Source organism: Vibrio sp. Scap24 (genome assembly GCF_013394185.1).
GTDB classification, from domain to species: domain Bacteria; phylum Pseudomonadota; class Gammaproteobacteria; order Enterobacterales; family Vibrionaceae; genus Vibrio; species Vibrio pomeroyi.
In genome coordinates, this window is sequence record NZ_CP041333.1 from 1,053,156 (window position 1) to 1,072,078 (window position 18,923).

General features: G+C 43.1%; 16 protein-coding genes. 6 read left to right on the top strand and 10 right to left on the bottom strand.

Annotated features, from left to right (window positions below; translation table 11 throughout):
* The first annotated feature begins 153 nt into the window (after nucleotides 1-153).
* Nucleotides 154-1,041: a LysR family transcriptional regulator gene (locus tag FLM53_RS20095; RefSeq protein ID WP_176679680.1), complete on the top strand. Its 888-nt coding sequence runs from the start codon at nucleotides 154-156 to the stop codon at nucleotides 1,039-1,041.
* Here FLM53_RS20095 and FLM53_RS20100 read toward each other — a convergent pair.
* Nucleotides 1,030-3,714 (bottom strand): bifunctional acetate--CoA ligase family protein/GNAT family N-acetyltransferase, encoded by a 2,685-nt coding sequence (locus tag FLM53_RS20100; protein WP_176679679.1) that lies wholly within the window; start codon nucleotides 3,712-3,714, stop codon nucleotides 1,030-1,032. The genes FLM53_RS20095 and FLM53_RS20100 overlap by 12 nt on opposite strands.
* A 216-nt stretch (nucleotides 3,715-3,930) precedes the next feature.
* Between FLM53_RS20100 and FLM53_RS20105 the strand changes: the two genes are divergently transcribed.
* Nucleotides 3,931-4,494, top strand: coding sequence for an SPOR domain-containing protein (locus tag FLM53_RS20105; protein ID WP_017632853.1), 564 nt, complete (start codon nucleotides 3,931-3,933; stop codon nucleotides 4,492-4,494).
* 180 nt (nucleotides 4,495-4,674) lie between these two features.
* On the top strand, nucleotides 4,675-5,670 hold the full coding sequence (locus FLM53_RS20110) for a D-alanine--D-alanine ligase (protein ID WP_176679678.1): 996 nt from the start codon (nucleotides 4,675-4,677) through the stop codon (nucleotides 5,668-5,670).
* A gap of 152 nt (nucleotides 5,671-5,822) precedes the next feature.
* Here the strand turns inward: FLM53_RS20110 and FLM53_RS20115 are convergent, their stop codons facing one another.
* Nucleotides 5,823-6,791, bottom strand: a complete 969-nt coding sequence (locus tag FLM53_RS20115; RefSeq protein ID WP_176679677.1) for a tyrosine-type recombinase/integrase — start codon at nucleotides 6,789-6,791, stop codon at nucleotides 5,823-5,825.
* Between the two features lie 100 nt (nucleotides 6,792-6,891).
* Here FLM53_RS20115 and FLM53_RS20120 point away from each other — a divergent pair, with 100 nt between their 5' ends.
* Together FLM53_RS20120 and yciH are read left to right on the top strand one after the other, a co-directional pair.
* Complete coding sequence (locus tag FLM53_RS20120; RefSeq protein WP_102383143.1) at nucleotides 6,892-7,260, top strand: DUF3319 domain-containing protein; 369 nt, start codon at nucleotides 6,892-6,894, stop codon at nucleotides 7,258-7,260.
* A 3-nt stretch (nucleotides 7,261-7,263) separates the two neighbouring features.
* Nucleotides 7,264-7,575, top strand: coding sequence for a stress response translation initiation inhibitor YciH (gene yciH / locus FLM53_RS20125; RefSeq protein WP_008221404.1), 312 nt, complete (start codon nucleotides 7,264-7,266; stop codon nucleotides 7,573-7,575).
* A gap of 546 nt (nucleotides 7,576-8,121) precedes the next feature.
* Here the strand turns inward: yciH and FLM53_RS20130 are convergent.
* Complete coding sequence (locus tag FLM53_RS20130; protein WP_256099326.1) at nucleotides 8,122-8,637, bottom strand: hypothetical protein; 516 nt, start codon at nucleotides 8,635-8,637, stop codon at nucleotides 8,122-8,124.
* A gap of 442 nt (nucleotides 8,638-9,079) precedes the next feature.
* Between FLM53_RS20130 and FLM53_RS20135 the strand changes: the two genes are divergently transcribed.
* The gene (locus tag FLM53_RS20135) at nucleotides 9,080-10,348 is read left to right on the top strand and encodes a GGDEF domain-containing protein (RefSeq protein ID WP_176679676.1); all 1,269 of its coding nucleotides are present in this window, start codon (nucleotides 9,080-9,082) and stop codon (nucleotides 10,346-10,348) included.
* A gap of 751 nt (nucleotides 10,349-11,099) precedes the next feature.
* Here FLM53_RS20135 and FLM53_RS20140 read toward each other — a convergent pair.
* The 7 genes from FLM53_RS20140 to pntA form a co-directional block, all read right to left on the bottom strand.
* A complete protein-coding gene (locus tag FLM53_RS20140) occupies nucleotides 11,100-11,252 on the bottom strand; it encodes a YoaH family protein (RefSeq protein ID WP_004731009.1) in 153 nt (50 codons plus the stop codon).
* A 41-nt stretch (nucleotides 11,253-11,293) separates the two neighbouring features.
* Nucleotides 11,294-12,442, bottom strand: coding sequence for a conjugal transfer protein TraF (locus tag FLM53_RS20145; RefSeq protein ID WP_176679675.1), 1,149 nt, complete (start codon nucleotides 12,440-12,442; stop codon nucleotides 11,294-11,296).
* Between the two features lie 50 nt (nucleotides 12,443-12,492).
* Nucleotides 12,493-13,380 carry a DUF2861 family protein gene (locus FLM53_RS20150; RefSeq protein WP_176679674.1) on the bottom strand — a complete coding sequence of 296 codons (888 nt, stop codon included), beginning with the start codon at nucleotides 13,378-13,380 and terminating at the stop codon, nucleotides 12,493-12,495.
* Nucleotides 13,380-14,039 (bottom strand): response regulator transcription factor VxrB, encoded by a 660-nt coding sequence (gene vxrB, locus FLM53_RS20155; protein ID WP_017632827.1) that lies wholly within the window; start codon nucleotides 14,037-14,039, stop codon nucleotides 13,380-13,382. The genes FLM53_RS20150 and vxrB overlap by 1 nt, the downstream gene beginning before the upstream one ends.
* Nucleotides 14,014-15,486 carry a sensor histidine kinase VxrA gene (gene vxrA / locus FLM53_RS20160; protein WP_176679673.1) on the bottom strand — a complete coding sequence of 491 codons (1,473 nt, stop codon included), beginning with the start codon at nucleotides 15,484-15,486 and terminating at the stop codon, nucleotides 14,014-14,016. Before vxrA ends, vxrB begins: the two co-directional genes overlap by 26 nt.
* A gap of 282 nt (nucleotides 15,487-15,768) precedes the next feature.
* Nucleotides 15,769-17,166, bottom strand: a complete 1,398-nt coding sequence (pntB, locus tag FLM53_RS20165; RefSeq protein ID WP_176679672.1) for a Re/Si-specific NAD(P)(+) transhydrogenase subunit beta — start codon at nucleotides 17,164-17,166, stop codon at nucleotides 15,769-15,771.
* Nucleotides 17,167-17,176: 10 nt separating this feature from the next.
* On the bottom strand, nucleotides 17,177-18,727 hold the full coding sequence (gene pntA / locus FLM53_RS20170) for a Re/Si-specific NAD(P)(+) transhydrogenase subunit alpha (protein WP_176679671.1): 1,551 nt from the start codon (nucleotides 18,725-18,727) through the stop codon (nucleotides 17,177-17,179).
* Between the last annotated feature and the right edge of the window lie 196 nt (nucleotides 18,728-18,923).

Here is an 18,923-nt window from a genome sequence, read left to right on the forward strand (position 1 = left end):
TATTATTTGCATTTCAATTTATTTGTACTTTTATCATTAAAAGCATGCTTAAACCGTATAACTCATTGTATTAAAAGACCTTTAATGGTTCCATTTATCTGGTGAATGCTTCCATTTTTGTGATTAACCTCTCATTTATAAAGTAGGAAACTGATGCATAGCCCAATAACACTTGAAGCGTTACACATCCTAGATGCCATTGATCGACGTGGAAGTTTCGCCGCTGCGGCCAATGAAATGGATAGAGCACCCTCATCACTTAGCTATCAAATTCAAAAGCTCGAGCAAGACCTAGATATCATGATTTTTGACCGTTCAGGCCACCGTGCAAACTTTACGGAAGCAGGGCAATTGATACTTGAGCAAGGCAGAGTAATTCTTGGTGCGACAGAGAGATTGGTAAACGAAGCGAGCATTCTAGCCAATGGTTGGGAGCTGGATTTGACCATCGCCTTTGATGGCATCATCCCAATTGCCAACTTCTTTCCACTTGTCGATGAACTAGGAAAAATCAGTAAGACACGTGTTCGATTGCAAGAAGAGATCCTAGCAGGTTGTTGGGAGTCACTGACCGATGGCCGCGCAGATTTACTGGTGTGCCCGAAGGTCGAAACGATTCCAAACGATATGAAAAGTGACGTAATTGGTAAAATGGAAATGGTTTGGGTTGCGGCATCAAGCCACTATGTACACAAACGTTCTGGCGAGTTTGACCAAGCAGCAAGGGAAAGTTACAGGGTAATAGCCATTGCGGATACAGCCCGCGATCAACCTGCTTTAAGTCGTAATATTCTAGAGAAGCAGCCGCGGTTAACAGTAACAAGCTTCTCCGCAAAAGTAGAAGCGTTAACGACTGGACTAGGTATAGGAACCTTGCCTTGTAGTGTTGCTAAGCCTTTGATCGAATCTGGTGTTTTAACACAGATTGCCGGTACCGAGCCGCAGCCGATCGACATAGTGATGGCTTGGCGACGCAACAAAATGGGCGACGCCAAGTCTTGGTGTATTCAACACCTCAAAAAGACGTGGTCACTCAAGTAACGGTAACACCATATCTGCCGTACCATCTTCAAAACTGATATCTAGCTTAAAACCGAGTTTTTGAGCTAGTGTCAGCATTCCTCTATTAGTTGGCATCGTCATTCCAGACATCTGCTTGGTCTGTTTCGCACGGCAGTAATCAATAACCTTAGTCATCAGGATTCGACCTAAACCAACACCTTTCAGATCTGAACGAATCAGTATCGCAAATTCAGCGTCAGTGTTCTCTGGGTTAATCAGCGCTCGGGACACGCCAATGATCGCCGGAACGCCTTGTTCCTTGCGCACCACAACAAAAGCGATCTCTCTATCAAAATCGATTTGAGTAAAGTTGGCTAATGCTTCGTGATTGAACTCACCAACATCACTAAAGAAGCGTTTATAGAGATCCTCTTTTGATACACGGTTAATAAAGTCAGCATGAAGCGGTTCGTCTTCAGGAAGAATAGGACGTAGCAGAACCTCAGTACCGTCTTTCAACTGTATCGTTTCTTCAAGTTCGACTGGATACGGGCGAATTGCGAGTCGCTCCTGGGGATCGCCTTCATACGCTTTCAAGATGATATCGGCATCCAATATCGTGAATTTGTCTCCATTGGCAAGTACTGGATGGATATCCAAATCGTGTATCTCAGGGCAATCAACCACCATTTGAGATATACGAACCAACAATTCAGAAAGCCCCTCGATATCGATCGGGTTAGGTAATTTCTGCAAACGGATCTTGCCACTCTTTATCGCTCTAATAATCAAGTAACGAGCTAGTGTCATGTTGAGCGGTGGAAATGCGGCTGCCGCGTCGATCGATTCGTCCCATTCAGAGCCTCCTTGGCCGAGTAGGATGATCGGCCCGAAGGTTTCATCGGTTGTTACTTTAACTCTAAGTTCTTGGCCGCCTGCAAGCTTAGCCATGCCTTGTATCAACAAACCATGAATATGAGCGGTAGGGAATGACAATTGCGATCGGTCTAGAATCGCTTGAGCAGCGTTAGCAACCTCGCTGCTATTTCTTAAATTAAGCATCACACCTTGTACATCTGACTTATGCGCGATGTCTGGAGAACGGAGTTTTACCGCAACGGGATAACCAATCGTTTCAGCAATATGTACCGCCTCGCTTGGGTCAGAAGCGATCCAAGTCGGTAGAACATCCAAGTTGAAGTGTTTGAAAAACTGGCTGTTTTGGTGGGTATCAAGACTCACTGTCTCTTTATCCAGTAGTTGGCGTTCAATCCAACTTTTCGCATCCGCCAAGTCTTCAATGTGTACTTTCTCAGCCGTGGTTGGCGTTTCCATTAACTGGCGTTGGTTACGTCGGTATTCGACCAAGTGCATGAAAGCAACCACCGAACTTTCAGGTGTTCGATAGGTTGGAATTCCCACTTCAGTAAATAGCTTTCTCGCAGGCCTTGCGGTGAGCTCACCAGACCAATTGGTTAAGATATTGAATCGTTTATGGCGAGGGTGTTTCTTAATCGCTTCGATGATTCGTTCAGCGGTTTGAGCTGAATGCGCGACAGCCGAAGGGCTATGCATGATAAGAATGGCATCGGCTTCATCACCATCAAGCAGAGTATTAATGGTATCGATGTAACGCTGATCGCCAGCATCACCAACAATGTCGATAGGGTTGCTGTGAGACCAGCTGGATGGCAAGACCCTGCTGAGCTTATCAAGTGTCTGATCTGAGAGTTCTGCTAATTTACCACCACGATCAAACAGTGTGTCCACCGCCATAATTGCAGGGCCACCGCCATTAGTGACAATGGCAAGACGTTCACCACGCAGTGGTACAGAATGAGTTAGGGTTTCTACCGCAGCAAACAGCTCATGTAAATTCTTAACTCGCAACATGCCACTGCGTCGGATTGCGGAGTCATAGATAATATCTAAAGTGTCAGCGCCGCCAGTGTGCGCCATAGCAGCAGCTCGTCCTTTCGCCGTGCGGCCGCCTTTTAATACGAGGATTCGTCGGTTACGTGATGCTGCTCGAGCTGCAGAGATAAAACGCCTCGCATCAGTAATACTATCGACATAGAGCAAGATTGCTTCGGTGTGAGAGTCGGTACTCAAGTAATCCAACAATTCCGAAAATTCGATGTCACTGCCATTACCGATTGATATAAACGCAGAGAAGCCAATTTCTTTGTCATTGGCCCAATCGAGTATGGTTGTGCAAACTGCTGCTGACTGAGAAACAAACGCAATTTTTCCGGGAAGTGCTGTAACAGGAGAGAAAGAGGCATTTAGGTTTAGCCAAGGGACAATAACCCCTAAGCTATTTGAACCCAGCACGCGAATATTGTGTTTTTTGGCGATCGCTAGGCACCTTTCATCAAACGTCTCACCATTATCGCTGAGCTGTTGCATGTCCGAAGAAAGGACAATAACAGACGCAATGCCTTTCTCGGCTAGCTCTTCAAAAATGGCAACATTACGTGTCGCGTTAGTACATAAGATGGCAAGATCGGGAACGATAGGCAGTGACAAGATGTTCTTATAAGAGAGTACACCCGCCACAGAATCGTATTTCGGTGTAACCGGCATCACCGCACCTTTAAAATCCCCGTGCAACAAATTATTCATAACGATATAACCCGCGCGCGTTTCTCGTTGCGAAGCGCCAACAACAGCGATAGAGCGGGGTTTGAGTAGGGGATCAAGATGATTCATAGACATATCCTAGCAATGCACGTAAGTTCATCGTAACTTACTTTTCGATGACAGGTTGATGGCAAATTCACCGAATTAAGATGAATAAGCAAACACTGCATAAAGTTTGTGAAATAGGTCACCCACTAATGGTGTATAATCTCAAAGTTAACTTGATTCTAAACCGACGTATCGGCATGATTTATAGTAATTATTATTAAGGACATAGAGCTTTCCATGAAAAAAATTGCAATTGCGACTTTGCCTCTGCTCTTGGCTGCATGTGTATCTGAAAACTACATCACGGATGTGACTTCAGACAGTTATCAAGAAGAGTACAAAACTGCCAAAGTTGAAGCTCCAGTTGTATCTCAATCTGAGCAAACAGGCGTTGTTGAAGAGAACGTCGTTAACGTGATCAAAACTGAACCTGTTGAACAGAAAGTCACTCAAACAACTAGGGCTAAACCAGTTGCAACCGTGACAGGCCCGACTAAGAAACAGCAGGACATGAACCAGCGCTTTGGTTACACGGTTCAAGTTGTTGCTGTTGGCAGCCAAAGTAAAGTCGACTCTTTCGTGAAAATGCTACCAACAACTTCTCAACCAGTTTGGGAAAACTACAAAATGGTAAACGGCACGAAGTGGTTCACAGTACTTTACGGTGACTACGCAACACGCTTAGAAGCGAAAAAGGCGATTTCAACACTGCCAACCACTTTCCAAAACTTGAAGCCGTTCGTTAAGAGTATTGATGACATCAAGAACTCTGAATACCCAACGCTTAACAAGTTAAACTAAGTTTTGATTCATAAAAGAGGGAGCAAATGCTCCTTCTTTTGTTTTAAGACTCGTTGTTTTGTTTAATAGTTAATCGCTCAATCTTTCGAACGCAATTTTGACAATCAAAACACTGTACCTATCTCGACTTTTGTTTATCATTGAAGTCAGTATTCCTAGTTTCAAGGACCGATTTTACCCATGAACACCACAAACATTCTTCTACTTTGCGGCGGTGGATCTTCAGAGCATGAAGTGTCTTTAGTTTCAGCCAATTACCTTTTTGAACAACTCAATAGCGTTGCCGATTTCAACGTTGTAAGAGTTGAGATAAAGAACGAAGGCTGGTGTCTTGATTCGGGTGAATTGGTTTACCTTGATATTAACGATCAGACCCTACGTGGCGACAATCTAGAATCGAAAGTCGATTTCATCGTACCTTGTATTCACGGTTTCCCAGGTGAAACGGGTGATATCCAATCACTGTTCGAAATGGCTAAAATTCCATACCTAGGCTGTGGTTCTGAAGCGAGTAACAACAGCTTCAATAAAATTACATCAAAGCTATGGTATGACGCACTGGGTATTCCAAATACACCATACCTGTTCCTATCAGACAACACCGAACAAGCTCACTCACAAGCAACTCAAGCCTTTGAAACTTGGGGCAAAGTGTTCGTGAAGGCTGCACGTCAAGGCTCTTCGGTTGGTTGTTACCAAGTCAACAAAATCGAAGATTTAAGCGAAGCGATCAACAAAGCATTCACCTTCTCAGATCAAGTACTTGTTGAGAAATCAGTGGTACCAAGAGAGCTAGAAGTTGCAGCATATGAAATCGATGGCGAGCTACACATTAGTAAGCCGGGCGAGGTGATTGCACCGAATGGCGCGTTTTACTCTTATGAAGAGAAGTACAGTGCAGACAGCCACTCAATCACTGAAGTTGAAGCAAGTAACCTGACTGACGAACAGCGTGATTTGATCGCAGACAGCGCGCGTAAAGTGTTTACACAGATGAAGCTTCGCCACTTGTCTCGCATCGATTTCTTCTTAACACAAGACAACGAGATCTACCTAAACGAAGTAAACACCTTCCCAGGTATGACGCCAATTTCAATGTTCCCTAAAATGGTGGAACATGATGGTCACAAATTCAGTCAGTTCCTAGAGAACTGCGTTAGAACGAGCATTGCTTAGTTCATCTAACGAATCTTCGCTTACCTGAACCCAACAACATAATGCCTTGAGCTTTCCGCCAAGGCATTATTAGTTTTAAGAGGCCAATTTTTTAACGGCGATGATGCTGTTCGTAATTCCCTAGAGGAGTTTAGTGACCTGACGACCAAAGCTTATTGCCAAGGTATTAGCGCTTTGAATTTCATTTTCTCATTCTCAGCAGTCCCAGAATAACCCACATATTGCGCTGGCATAGCAGGGCTGAGCCAACGACCAAAATCCTGAATTTCTTTTACCTTAAGACCTTGTTTCGAGAGCTCTTGTGCAGCACCAACACGAATCGAGTTACCTGAAAAGTGGTGGTTTTCTGCGAGCTGAAGTAAATCACTCGCTCTGCGTAAAATTCGATAGATAGACGAATCATCCAAAGGTTGAATCCCGATGTTTTCATGCTTATCTATTGCACGGAACACGGGCAAACCCTCTTGCGTTCCAATATACGAAAGCCAACGACCTAGAGCGAAACTCGCGACTTGTGAAAGCTGGTACTTAGAGTCCTTAATCGTGATTTGATAATCGCTATCGGTACTCTCGATGTCATTCGTCGATAACAACTTAAGCTCTGAACGCTTCAAAGCGCACTCGAACATCACATTATAAATAGCGATGTCACGAATCTCTTTTAAGTTGGCCTTGTCATGCGAGAGCAATGTGTTCAACTCAGTGAGATGTGAAGATGTCATAGCGTTAGTTTGCTTTGAATCGCCCGCCATTCGAGCTTGCAAATGGAGCAAGGTAAAGCGAACTTGTCGATGTTTGATAGGGTTAGCGAAGCCAAGCACAGTGTGCAACAAACTAAGCGTTGCAGTGTAACGTTTTAATGATGCATATTTTCTGTCGTTAGACTCAGTCTCAAGGAAACGACGAATAGCGGTCACAGATGCAGGGAGTGTATTGATACGGTTTTTATTACAGAACGCGTGGTAGCGATTCCAATCACTGTAGATGCCTAACAGTGAGTTGCGAGAATACTGGTATCCTGTTAACTCATCTATAATTTCAATTGACGCAGTGCTGTTCAATTTTTCAACAAATGAATTAATTATCACAGAGTCAGATAAAATAGGGACTTTTTTTCTCAAATTACCGTACCTTAGCAGGTGTTTTTGCCATATTATGCTTGATATCATTAAAAGTATACTTATGATTAATGCAGCGAAAACAAAAAGATGATCAATAGATATGGCTAATTCAATTTACCGAAGCATCCATCTTCAATCGACGGATGCAACTAACACGGTTTGGCGTGCGAAGTTAAAAAATAATGTTATTCAAGGCAACCTAGCTGCCGTTAAGAAGAGTATTGATTGGTGGATTGAAACCGCATCTATTATTGATCCAAAAGAATTCACTGCGTTAAATAAGTCGAGAGGAACTGGTGGTTCGACAGAAAACTTCAACGGCTACCAAATCAAGAATGACACCGGTGAGCCTAATGCGTGGTATTGCATGTTTAACGGTCGCCTAATTAAAGGCGGCAAGATTGCTATCCAACGTCATATAGAAGCTTACTTACTCGCAAAACAAAAAGCAGAGCAACAAAAGAAGTAAATTATGAGCCTAGTATATTCAACAGAAACAGGTCGTATTAAACCTGAAGAAGAGAAAGTCCAACGTCCTAAAGGCGATGGGATTGTTCGAATCCAAAAAGAAACCAAAGGCCGCAAAGGCAAAGGCGTTTCTGTCGTAACTGGCTTAGACTTAGATGACGCACCATTAAAACTCATGGCAGCAGAACTTAAGAAAGTTTGTGGTTGTGGCGGCTCAGTAAAAGATGGCAACATCGAAATTCAAGGCGACGCGCGCGACAAGATCAAAGCGCATCTTGAAAAGAAAGGCTACAAAGTTAAATTTGCTGGCGGTTAATCTCTAACTAATACCAGGGTTAAAATCGAAGATTATTATCACTGGATATTAGGTATTTTATGGTAAATAACCATTATGGTTAAATACACAGTATAAATCAGAGAATATCGACAACAAATAAAGGCAGGGCATCACACAAAGATACCTGCCTTATAAACACCAAAATCAATTTAACATAACGTACATAATGCGCAGTGACGGACATTAAAATCTGAGCGGTTTCAGCACCTTAGTCCTTGCGGATTTTGCACACAACGCCGGATTAAGTCCTTCATGTTGTGGATTTTATGAGTTTTGTTTGTCGATTTAAACGCGTTGACGTGACCAACGTCTGCATCGTTCTAAACAACAACTTTAATAACGAGAACTTTTGTTCTGCCTAATCCAACTTATCACGACTTATGCTTACACCAATTATTCACGGTACTGTGTGTCAATCCTGTGTGTATCGCTGTTCGTTTCGCTTCAGATTTCACACACACGAGCGTGTTTTTAATCAACTCCACACGCTGAATTCTATTTGAATTATCTGCCAATTCAGACTCGTTAAGAATTTCGTGCGCTTACAAAGTTCTCGAGAAAACTCTCATCATCCAGCAAGTACAATAAATCTTGAGCTGCATTTTGGAAAACTTCTTGGATTACACCTTCAATACCATATTCATAAAAAGACCTCGATTTATCCAAATAAATTGTGCTATCAGAAAAATCGACACCTCCAGCAGCGGCTAATCCTGCCAAGTTAAATGCCTCATCAAAAGTTATTCGAGTGCCAAGCTTATGCGACAATCGATTTCTAATGTAATTCACACCGCGTAGAAATTCTGCGGTGTTCTGGTTGATGATTCCTCTGTTTTCTGAGGCATCAACCTTCCGACGAAAACTCCATTCAAAATACCTTCCGTTATCAGCGTCTGTAGAATTAGATTCAAGCATCTGGACAAGAATTGATTCAAGTACCAGATGTCCTGACATAAACGCCCCCAATACGGAATTCTCGAATAATTCAGTTACATGCTCTATTCCATGCAATGATCTTCCTTCCCAAAGATCTTTATTCATAAATTGGCTCCCAAAGCCTTGATAAAGGTTTCTACAACGTCAACTTGAGTACAGTTAACAACAATTAGCTATTTATAACAATGGGTTAAGTCAGTACCTGTAACAATTTAAGTTCTTCTAGACTTCAACTACTAGTCACAACTATATCAAAGTGACACTGCAACAAAAAATGCCCTTTTAATTTAACTGTATATTTATACAGTTAAATTATTCTCCCCGTAAAAACCGCACTTATTGTTTGAATTTTAAAAAAAAATAACAAAATACGAGGGCAGTTTGATCTCATTATGAGTTTAAGAAGTCTGTTTCCTGTATAAGAGTCGGCTGTTTGTTCGTTTTTGGATGCTACGATTCCACCACTCTGCTATTCAAAACTAATCTTTAGTTGCGCCAGAGTAAGGCATCGCTCATAATCAAATGGTCATGCGTACGGATTAATATTATGAGCGATAAAGCTTTCAGACAACTCAACATATTCCTTTCTATTTTTTGCCTGGCAGTAACCCTATTGTCGTTGATCTCTTTTCGTACGATCATGGATAAGAACTACATCATCACACCAGGCAGATACCCGACCCTCGTTAACACTGACAGAGACCATGATGGCGGCACGATAGGTTTACTACACAACTCAAAAGATGGAATTGAGTTACAGTGTGACTTTAAGCGAACATATAGCGCTCCATTCTGTGAGATTGAATTCGTAATATCGACAGAAGGCAAAGGGCTCGATCTCTCTACCTATGATTCAGTCACTATCAACATGGATTACCAAGGCCAAGAGAACCCAAGATTTCGCTTCTACATTCGTAACTACGATGAGAACTACAGCGTTCAAGGCGACGCAATGTCTAACAAGTTCAATCGCTTAGATTTCTCGTTACCCGATATAGGCAACATCGACTTAGATTACTTCAATGTTCCGCTTTGGTGGATTGACTATTACAACCACCCTATTACGAATAGCGCGGTGGATATTACCAATGCCGTTTCTGTTGAGCTTGGACTTGGCGCTAGCACGCTTGACGGCCACCATAAACTCACGGTGAAAAGTATTGTATTCCATGGCAAGACGATGGACCGTGTTGTGCTAGGAAAGATGTTGATTGGATTATGGGTGATGTACGCGCTCTACTACATATCTTGTGCTTTATACATCGCCAAGCGAGCGAAAAACGTTGCGGCAGAACAAAGGCATTTGTTAACCCAAGAGATCGAAGAGTTAAAGGTAAAGGCAACAACCGACCCTTTAACTGGCTGCAGAAACAGAACAGAAGCGTTGGATACCTTCTATGATTTTGAACGTCTTGCGCAACAAGGTAAGTCGATTCATATCGCTCTATTCGACCTAGACCATTTCAAGCAAGTAAACGACCAATACGGCCATGAAGTGGGTGATCAGGTTCTGATTCAGTTTGTGTCTACAGCAACCGATAGCCTCGGAGAGCACTACTTATTGTATCGTTGGGGTGGTGAGGAGTTTTTACTAGTCTGCATCGATCAAAGTACGCTACAGTGTTACGAAAGTATCACTAGTCTCTATGATGCTCTTGAGCAAACCGATTGGCCATTTAAACTTGCGATCACTGTATCTGCTGGATTTACACAACTGACACAGAATGAATCAATTCGTTCTGCCATTAAACGCGCAGATCAGGCGCTCTATCAAGCCAAGGACAACGGACGAAACCAAGTCGTTACGTCTTATTAAGGTTCATGAGACTACAGCTAAAGCTATACAACACTCAATTAACGCTCTGTCGCTATCTGTATCGTATAGTAGCCAATAGATTCTCAACAGCTGATTAAACTAAGTCATAAATAAGCTTTGCTGACTCGACATAGCTACTCCAATCGACTCACACCTTTAAGCTCCCTCTTCTTACCCGGAATAACGCGGCAGTAGGACTCTCAGGGTGATTGTATCCTCCCAAATAATAGCCCTATAAAGAGCTTCTTTACGTCTCTATGTTCCTAAATATCGATTCTGAAATTCGCATATTTGACCAACTAAGATTGGATTAAGCCGAGTTTAATCGATCCCACTATCGGTATTGAGCAGTTCGGTTACTACTTATTCAGATCTGTTCTTAGTTCAAATGCCCAATCATTTATTTACGTACATTCTCCTGATCATATGCTTTCAAAATAGAAGTCACAGCGTCACCAGACTGATAAAACGCCATATTTTTAACCACTTAGACATGGTGACATAAATACTGACACCTAAAATGATAGTTGTTTTACTTTCAGATTTATTTGTAATTAAATTACAAATAGTAAGCAAGAAAAACCAACAAAGTGGATTACTCTGACGTAACTAACTGAATAAGCTCAATTTAAGTGTTTGGATAGGTCGGGACTTAGGATGGATAAAGTATTGGTATGAACGAGATAATATACCAGAGGGTAATATATTTAGTTATAGTGCTTTAGGTGGGTAAAAAAGAAGGGCTGATGCCCTACTCTTCTTTATTACTCATTTCTTCACGAATTTGCTCAGCAACGATTTTGATAGCTTGTGCTGTACTGATGCCCTGAGTCATCATTTCTTGAATTCGTTCAACAGCTTTCTGTTGTTCTTCGTGAGAAAGGGTTGGTAAGTCGTTTAGCATGCTCTGCTCCTTTGTTTAGGACCAGAACTATATAAGGACTGTTAGTAACTAGCAAGGAAATTGATTGAAGCACCCATCGCATTTTCATTCGTGTAATTAGCACTTAGATCTAACTGGAACAAGTTGAGTGGCGAGATACCAATACCGGCTGTGACTGTTCCTTCCGAATCTGAATAAGCCAGGTTCTTGTAATACCCTCCCCTTAGCTTAAGCTGACGTAGCAGGTCGACTTCAGTACCCACACGAATCATCTGCTCGTTATCATCAAAGGACGTGAACTTTTCTGTCTCATTCAAATCGTAATCGACACTTAACGTAAAGTAGTCAGACACGATACCTGCACCAACTGTGTAAACCGGCTCAAGTTGGTAAGTGTATTTACCGCCAACTTGGTGTGTCGCAGTACTTGTGCTGCTGTTCAGCGTTCTCGTCGTATCTTTGGTTTCGATATCTCGAGAGATTAAGTTGGTTGCCGCAACACCGACTCGGAATGGGCCGAAGAACCAAAGTGCACCAGCGTCCATGTTGAAGGCTGTTTCACCATCACTGTTTTCTCTAACATCAGATAAATCGTAATCATTAACTGAAGCGACATAGTTATATGTGTAGATACGTTGGATTTTAGGTGTGATACCAAATGAGATGTGTTGGCCCATAAAAGTTTGGTATTTTGCTAAAGAAAGACCGACTTCTGCTACACCGATAGAAACAGCTTCAACAGTAGACAGTTCCACTTTGTCTTCATCTGAACCTGCTGTGTAAACATTTGGTGTCGCAAATGATTCTGTGTAGGCTTTCGCGAAAAGGTTTGCAGCAACAAACTGGTTAGGAAGTGCGAATGCAACAACACCACCGAGTTCAACGTTAGCTTGGTTGCCATCTAGTTTATTCAGTGCGGCGTCTAAGTCTGCAGTGTTTGAAGCATCAACAACACTATCGATGTTCGACTTCATGTCATCGGGGTCATTATAGCTACCACCAAAACTTGGCGTAATCATGCCCATGTCATCGTTACGACGGTAGATTGCAACCAATGCTGGGTTATAGAATGGAGCAGTTAGGAAGTTTGCAGAAACAACACCAACACCACCCATCGCATCACCACGCGCTTCAATGGCGTAGTTTGCTGCTGAAAGAGGAAGACTGGCGAATGCAATTGACGCTGCGAGTAGTTTAGTAGTTTTTTTCATGCCGTTTATCTTTGTTAGATCCCTTACATAGTTAACGGCACAATTTTAAATTACTTTAACTCTTCTTCGCTAGAAATATCATAAGTTTTACTGATAGTTTGTGCTTGTTCTATCGCTATGTCGCCTTGCCAACGCGAATGCACCATTGAAACGGCAAGTACGTAGCGATCATTGGGCAGATCTTCACCCGTAAGATTCATCGGGTAATCAGATTCATAACTCTTTCCCCAGACCTCTTCATAGTGTTCGTCGACATAATCGTACAAACCAACTTCAAGTTTAGGAAGTGGACAATAAGGGTTAAGCAGTTCTTTCTTATCGATACGCCACGTGTCTTTAGATGCCCAGCGAACTTGCTGACGCATGGCAACTTCACCAAGAATAACCCAAGTGCTCCAAGAGTTACCGCCATCGCCTTTCACGTTTAAACGATACAGACCTGAGTCAAGCTGAGATGCTAAGTTATAGCGCTTGCGATACAAGTTGACTGAGGCGTTGTTGACGACTTCGTTCTCTTTGGTGAATTCGCTATCAGACGAGACAACTTTATCGACCCATTTTTCGAAGGTGATATCTTGAATATTGTTATCAGATTCAACCTCAATCGCAACACGGAATGTATCTCGCCCCGGGCTTTGAATGACGTGTCTTTTCACGACCACCGAACTGACCCAATCCGGTAATGTCTTTTTGGTGAGGGTTTTACCACAATCTTTATTCAACGCTTGGTCAAACAGTTCATTGAGGTGATCTTCTCGAGACTGAGAAGCATTGATCTGCCAAACTTCCACTAATGAATCAAACATCTGGGACAAGTCATTATCCAGTAGATGTTTGTGCACTTGGGTTAGAGCATCGCTGTTCTTAAACCAATCAGCTGCGTGCGCGGTATTGAACGCGCCAGACAGCAATAATAGTGGAAGTAAGGCTTTCTTCATTACGCTTTCATCTTGTAGCCAACGCCACGTAGCGTTTCGATTTCTAGACCCGGCAATTTCTGTCTAAGTTGCAGAACATGTGTGTCTACTGTACGTGTTGTTGGGAAGTGGTTGTAACCCCATACGTGATCAAGCAGCTCGTCACGAGTGAAAACGCGACCAAGGTTGCTTGCCAAGAACAATAGTAAGTCAAACTCTGTGCGTGTTAGCGTTACTTCTTGTTCGTTGAAAAACACTTCACGAGTTGCTTTATCGATAACAAGATTTTGAGCGATGACTTTTGATGCATCTTGTTCTTCAGCATCTGGTAAGCGAAGTTGAGCACGAATACGAGCAAACAGCTCTGCTTCTGCAAATGGCTTAGTTAGGTAGTCATTTGCACCTGAATCTAGGCCCGCTACTTTGTCTTTTACTGTAACTAATGCTGTTAGCAAAATTACAGGGATATCTTTCTTTTTCTTCCAACCAGGAAGTGAATCTACTGAGTCACCATCAGGAAGTTGACGGTCTAGGATAACCAGATCCGCTTGTTCCCAATAGCCTTCAACTTCAGAGATCAGCTCAGCATGCAAACATTCATATCCAGCTTGCTCAAGGCTAACTAATAAACCGTCAGCTAAATTTTTATCATCTTCAACGAGAAGCAATGTCTGTTTCACAAGGTATCTCCAAAATAAATGTTGTTGGGGGGCCGATAAGCGTCATGTGACCGCCCATTTTTCCGACCATAGATTCCACTATCGTCAGACCTAAACCGAGTCCACTCTTACTAACGAATGGCTTTCTTAGTTGCCCCCAATCTTTGCGGGACAAGTCTCCATTATCTATAACTTTGAATGTCAGCTTCTTGTCAGAAGTATTCAGTTCTAGTATCACTGGTGCGACACCGTATTTAACAGCGTTTCTGATCAGGTTATCGATACACGTCCCTAACCAATATACGTTTACTTTTGCAGCAATATCTTTGTTAACGCGCAGTTCAATTCCCGGCGCGAAATCTTCTTCAACTTTGTACTGAAGCCACTCTTCGACACTCGGCACCCACTCTGTCGCGAGTGGCTGATTGTCTGACTGCAAATAGTCTTTACTTGCCTCAGCTAACTGTCTTAAACGACGAGTATCTTCACACAATCTACGGAACTCATCATATACCGATTCTGGTAAGTGTTCGAACTCGCGTCTGAACCCTTCAACCGTCAATGACAAGCTCGCAATAGGCGTTCTTAGTTCGTGCGTTAGAATTTGAAGAACCAGCATACGGCTCTTCATCTCTTGTTTCTTACTGTTCCAACGATAAACGGCCCAACCAAGCACTAGCATGATATTGGCGATCACCAAGATAAACATGGCAACTTGCAGCAGCTCAGAATGATCTTCTATTTCCCAACAGACGTTACCGCGTTGGACAAAACAGCTATTGCCTTCTGAAGACAAACTGAACGACAACCCCGCGAGCGTTGCGTTTTCGTTCCAGACTGATTCTTTATACAGGTAATATCTGTCGCCGCGTTTTACCCACATTTCGTCCAATTCAACAAACATGCTCGCGCCAGCTAACAGTGCAGTAATAGCTTCGTTATCCATCTGCTGCAAACGTGATAACAATTCGTCATGTTCAGCGTTTGGTCGCTCTTGAATGTGCATATAACGCTTCAAAGAATCGAACTTTTCTGGGTATTTCTCAACGTAACGAGCAGCGTAAGAGCCACCACCAGGGTGAATCAAACCACTACGACTAAACCAACGGTCTGAAAGCTTGGTGCCTTTACACATAGCACGAGTAAAGACCAAAGGCTCCGTGATCAAAGGGCTTAACGGTAACTTTCCGCTACACGTTTTTGATAACTGGTATAAGCGTTGGATGTCTTTTAACGGATACTCTGCCGTTTGTGGCAGCATTGAAGACGGCATGATCAAGCGAGTTGGATAATCAGCTTGAAGCAATCGAATATCATAAGATTCAACTGCCGTTTCATGATCAAAGAGTTTGGTGAAGTTATCGATACGCTCAGGCAAAGAGTCAGCAAACACATTTACTGACACTGACAATGTAGCGATAAGAAGCGTAAATTTTCTTTTGATGATCACAAACCAGCGCAAATTCATATAGATCAATCAAATATATACCATTCGCTATCAAAGATAAATTTTTAACCGCATGAAAAACAGTGAGAATGACGACTATCAGCGGTTAATTCCATGATAATGCGGCAGTGCTGTGCATGCGTACTAGTTCGTTGACTTAATAACACGTCAATCCAAGGGCGGATGTTTCTTGATGATATCTTTGCGATTATATGTGAATGATTATCAAAGAATGACTTTCCGCTGTTCAAAAAAAGGAGCTCAAATGAGCTCCTTCGTTTACAAGTGTTTTTAGAACAAGCCTTATAGGTGCTCTAAAATACCTAGACAACTCTGTTTCGCATCGCCAAATAGCATTTGTGTGTTCTCTTTAAAGAACAGTGGGTTTTGGACACCGGCGTAACCTGTGTTCATAGAACGTTTGAACACGATAACATTTTGAGCGTTCCACACTTCCAGAACTGGCATGCCAGCAATTGGGCTGTTTGGATCTTCCAGTGCTGCAGGGTTCACGGTGTCGTTCGCACCAATAACCAATACAGTATCTGTCTCATCGAAGTCATCGTTGATTTCGTCCATTTCAAGAACGATATCGTAAGGTACTTTTGCTTCAGCAAGCAGTACGTTCATGTGACCCGGTAACCTACCCGCAACTGGGTGGATGCCAAATCGAACATTTACGCCCTGAGCTCTTAGCTTCTCAGTGATTTCGTGCACTGGGTACTGAGCTTGAGCTACTGCCATGCCGTATCCCGGTGTGATGATGACTGACTTAGAGTTCTTAAGCATGTCAGCCACATCTTCAGCTGAAGTTTCACGGTGTTCACCTTGCTCTTCATCGCCATCAGATACTGTGACTTCTTGACCAAAGCCACCAGCAATAACACTAATGAACGAGCGGTTCATCGCCTTACACATAATGTACGACAGAATTGCACCTGACGAACCAACGAGTGCACCGGTTACGATAAGCAGGTCGTTTGCAAGCATGAAACCTGCTGCCGCTGCTGCCCAACCTGAGTACGAGTTCAGCATAGAAACAACCACTGGCATATCTGCGCCACCAATCGATGCCACTAGATGGTAACCGAATGCGAACGCGATAAGTGTCATCACTATCAGCGCGAACATGCTGCCGTCTGCTTTCACGAACATGATCATAAGCAGTGTAGAAACAACGATAGCCGCTAGGTTCCATTTGTGCTTGTGAGGAATGTTCAGTGCAGATGAAGAGATAACGCCGCGAAGCTTACCAAACGCAACAATCGAACCTGTGAACGTCACAGCACCGATAAACACGCCAAGGAACACTTCCACTAGGTGGATCACGTGCTCTGCATGAATATCAGCAGGGTTAAGTGACACTGCCGCCGGTGGATCGATGTAGCTGTTGTAACCCACAAGTACCGCTGCCATACCTACGAAGCTGTGCAGAATTGCCACCAGCTCAGGCATTTCAGTCATTTCTACTTTTCTTGCGTAGTGGATACCAATACCACCACCGATCACCATTGCAATGATGATCCACACAATACCCGCTGAGTGAGGGCCAAAGATCGTCGCGATCAACGCGATTGCCATACCCGTGATACCGTAATAGTTACCTGCACGTGCAGATTCCTGTTTCGATAATCCAGCCAAGCTCATAATAAAGAATACAGCAGCAACAATATAAGCTGCTTGTACTAATCCTTCAGACATCTGTTACTCCTTAGTCTTTACGGAACATTTCAAGCATACGTTTGGTCACAGTAAAGCCACCAAAGATATTGATACTTGCAATTAAAACGGCAATGAAAGATAGGAAAGTCACGACGCCGCTTCCTTGTCCAATCTGTAATAGCGCACCTACCACAATGATCCCTGAAATCGCATTCGTTACAGACATCAAAGGCGTATGAAGAGAATGGCTAACATTCCAAACTACGTAATAACCCACCACACAAGCGAGAACAAAAACGGTAAAGTGAGACAAGAACGCAGCAGGAGCAACCGACGCTATCCAAGCGAATGCACCAACAGCAACCGCCATGCCCGCCGCTTTCTTAATTGGAGAAACAGGTTCTTCAACTTTAGGCTCGGGTTTCGCTGCTTTTGGTTTCGCTTGTTGCTGAGGTTGAGCAGAAACTTGAATTGGTGGCGCTGGCCAAGTGACTTCGCCCTCTTTAACCACTGTAACACCGCGCAGCACAACATCTTCAAAGTCGATATTGATATTGCCGTCTTTCTCTTTGCAAAGCAGTTTCAGTAAGTTAACAAGGTTAGTCGCGTACAGCTGAGAAGATTGAGTCGGCAAACGACCAACCATATCAGTGTAGCCAACAACTTTTACGCCATTCGCAGTAGTGATGACTTGATCCGCAACCGTGTATTCACAGTTACCGCCATTCGCAGCCGCCAGATCCACAATCACACTACCCGCACTCATGCTATCTACCATCTCTTTGGTAATCAGCTTAGGTGCAGGACGACCTGGAATCAGTGCTGTTGTAATGATGATATCAACGTCTTTTGCTTGAGCCGCATAGAGTTCTTCCGCTTTCTTGTTGAATGCTTCAGACATCTCTTTCGCATAACCATCACCAGCGCCAGTGTCTTCTTGGAAGTCAACTTCCAAGAATTCAGCGCCCATCGACTCTACTTGCTCTTTTACTTCAGGACGAACATCGAATGAACGAACAATCGCACCTAAGCTACCTGCTGCACCAATTGCCGCTAGGCCAGCAACACCCGCACCTGCAACCAGTACTTTCGCTGGTGGAACTTTACCTGCCGCTGTAATTTGACCGGTGAAGAATCGGCCAAATTCATGTGCCGCTTCAACAACCGCACGATAACCCGCGATGTTTGCCATAGAACTTAGCGCATCGAGTGCTTGAGCTCTTGAAATACGAGGCACAGAATCCATCGCCATCACGTTGATGTTACGACTGGACAATTGTTCCATTAATTCTGGGTTTTGAGCAGGCCAAATAAAGCTGACCAATGTTGCGCCATCTTTAAGAAGATCGATTTCATTTTTAGATTCGTCAACGATCGGGGCGTTAACTTTAAAGATAATATCGGATTTCCAAGCTTCATCTGCGCTTACAACTTTTGCACCAGCTTGTTCATAAGCTGAATCTTCAAAACTTGCTAGCGCACCTGCTTGTGATTCAACACAAACTTCAAATCCTAACTTTAGAAGCTGTTCGACCGATTTCGGCGATGCAGCGACTCGCGTTTCACCAGCGAGCGTTTCTCTTGGTACACCTATCAACAAATTAGACTCCTTGTGTATCAATTTGTGATTATTATTCTTACCAAAGACAAATTAAAGAGGTCGTAAGCGCACTTGGCTACACCAATTTGCATAGCGACACTTCAACTATTGGCACAATGACTTATTCGTTTGTATCTAACGACAACTAATACTTCAAGCGTTTTGTTCAAAGAACAGAAAAAGTTATTACTTATAA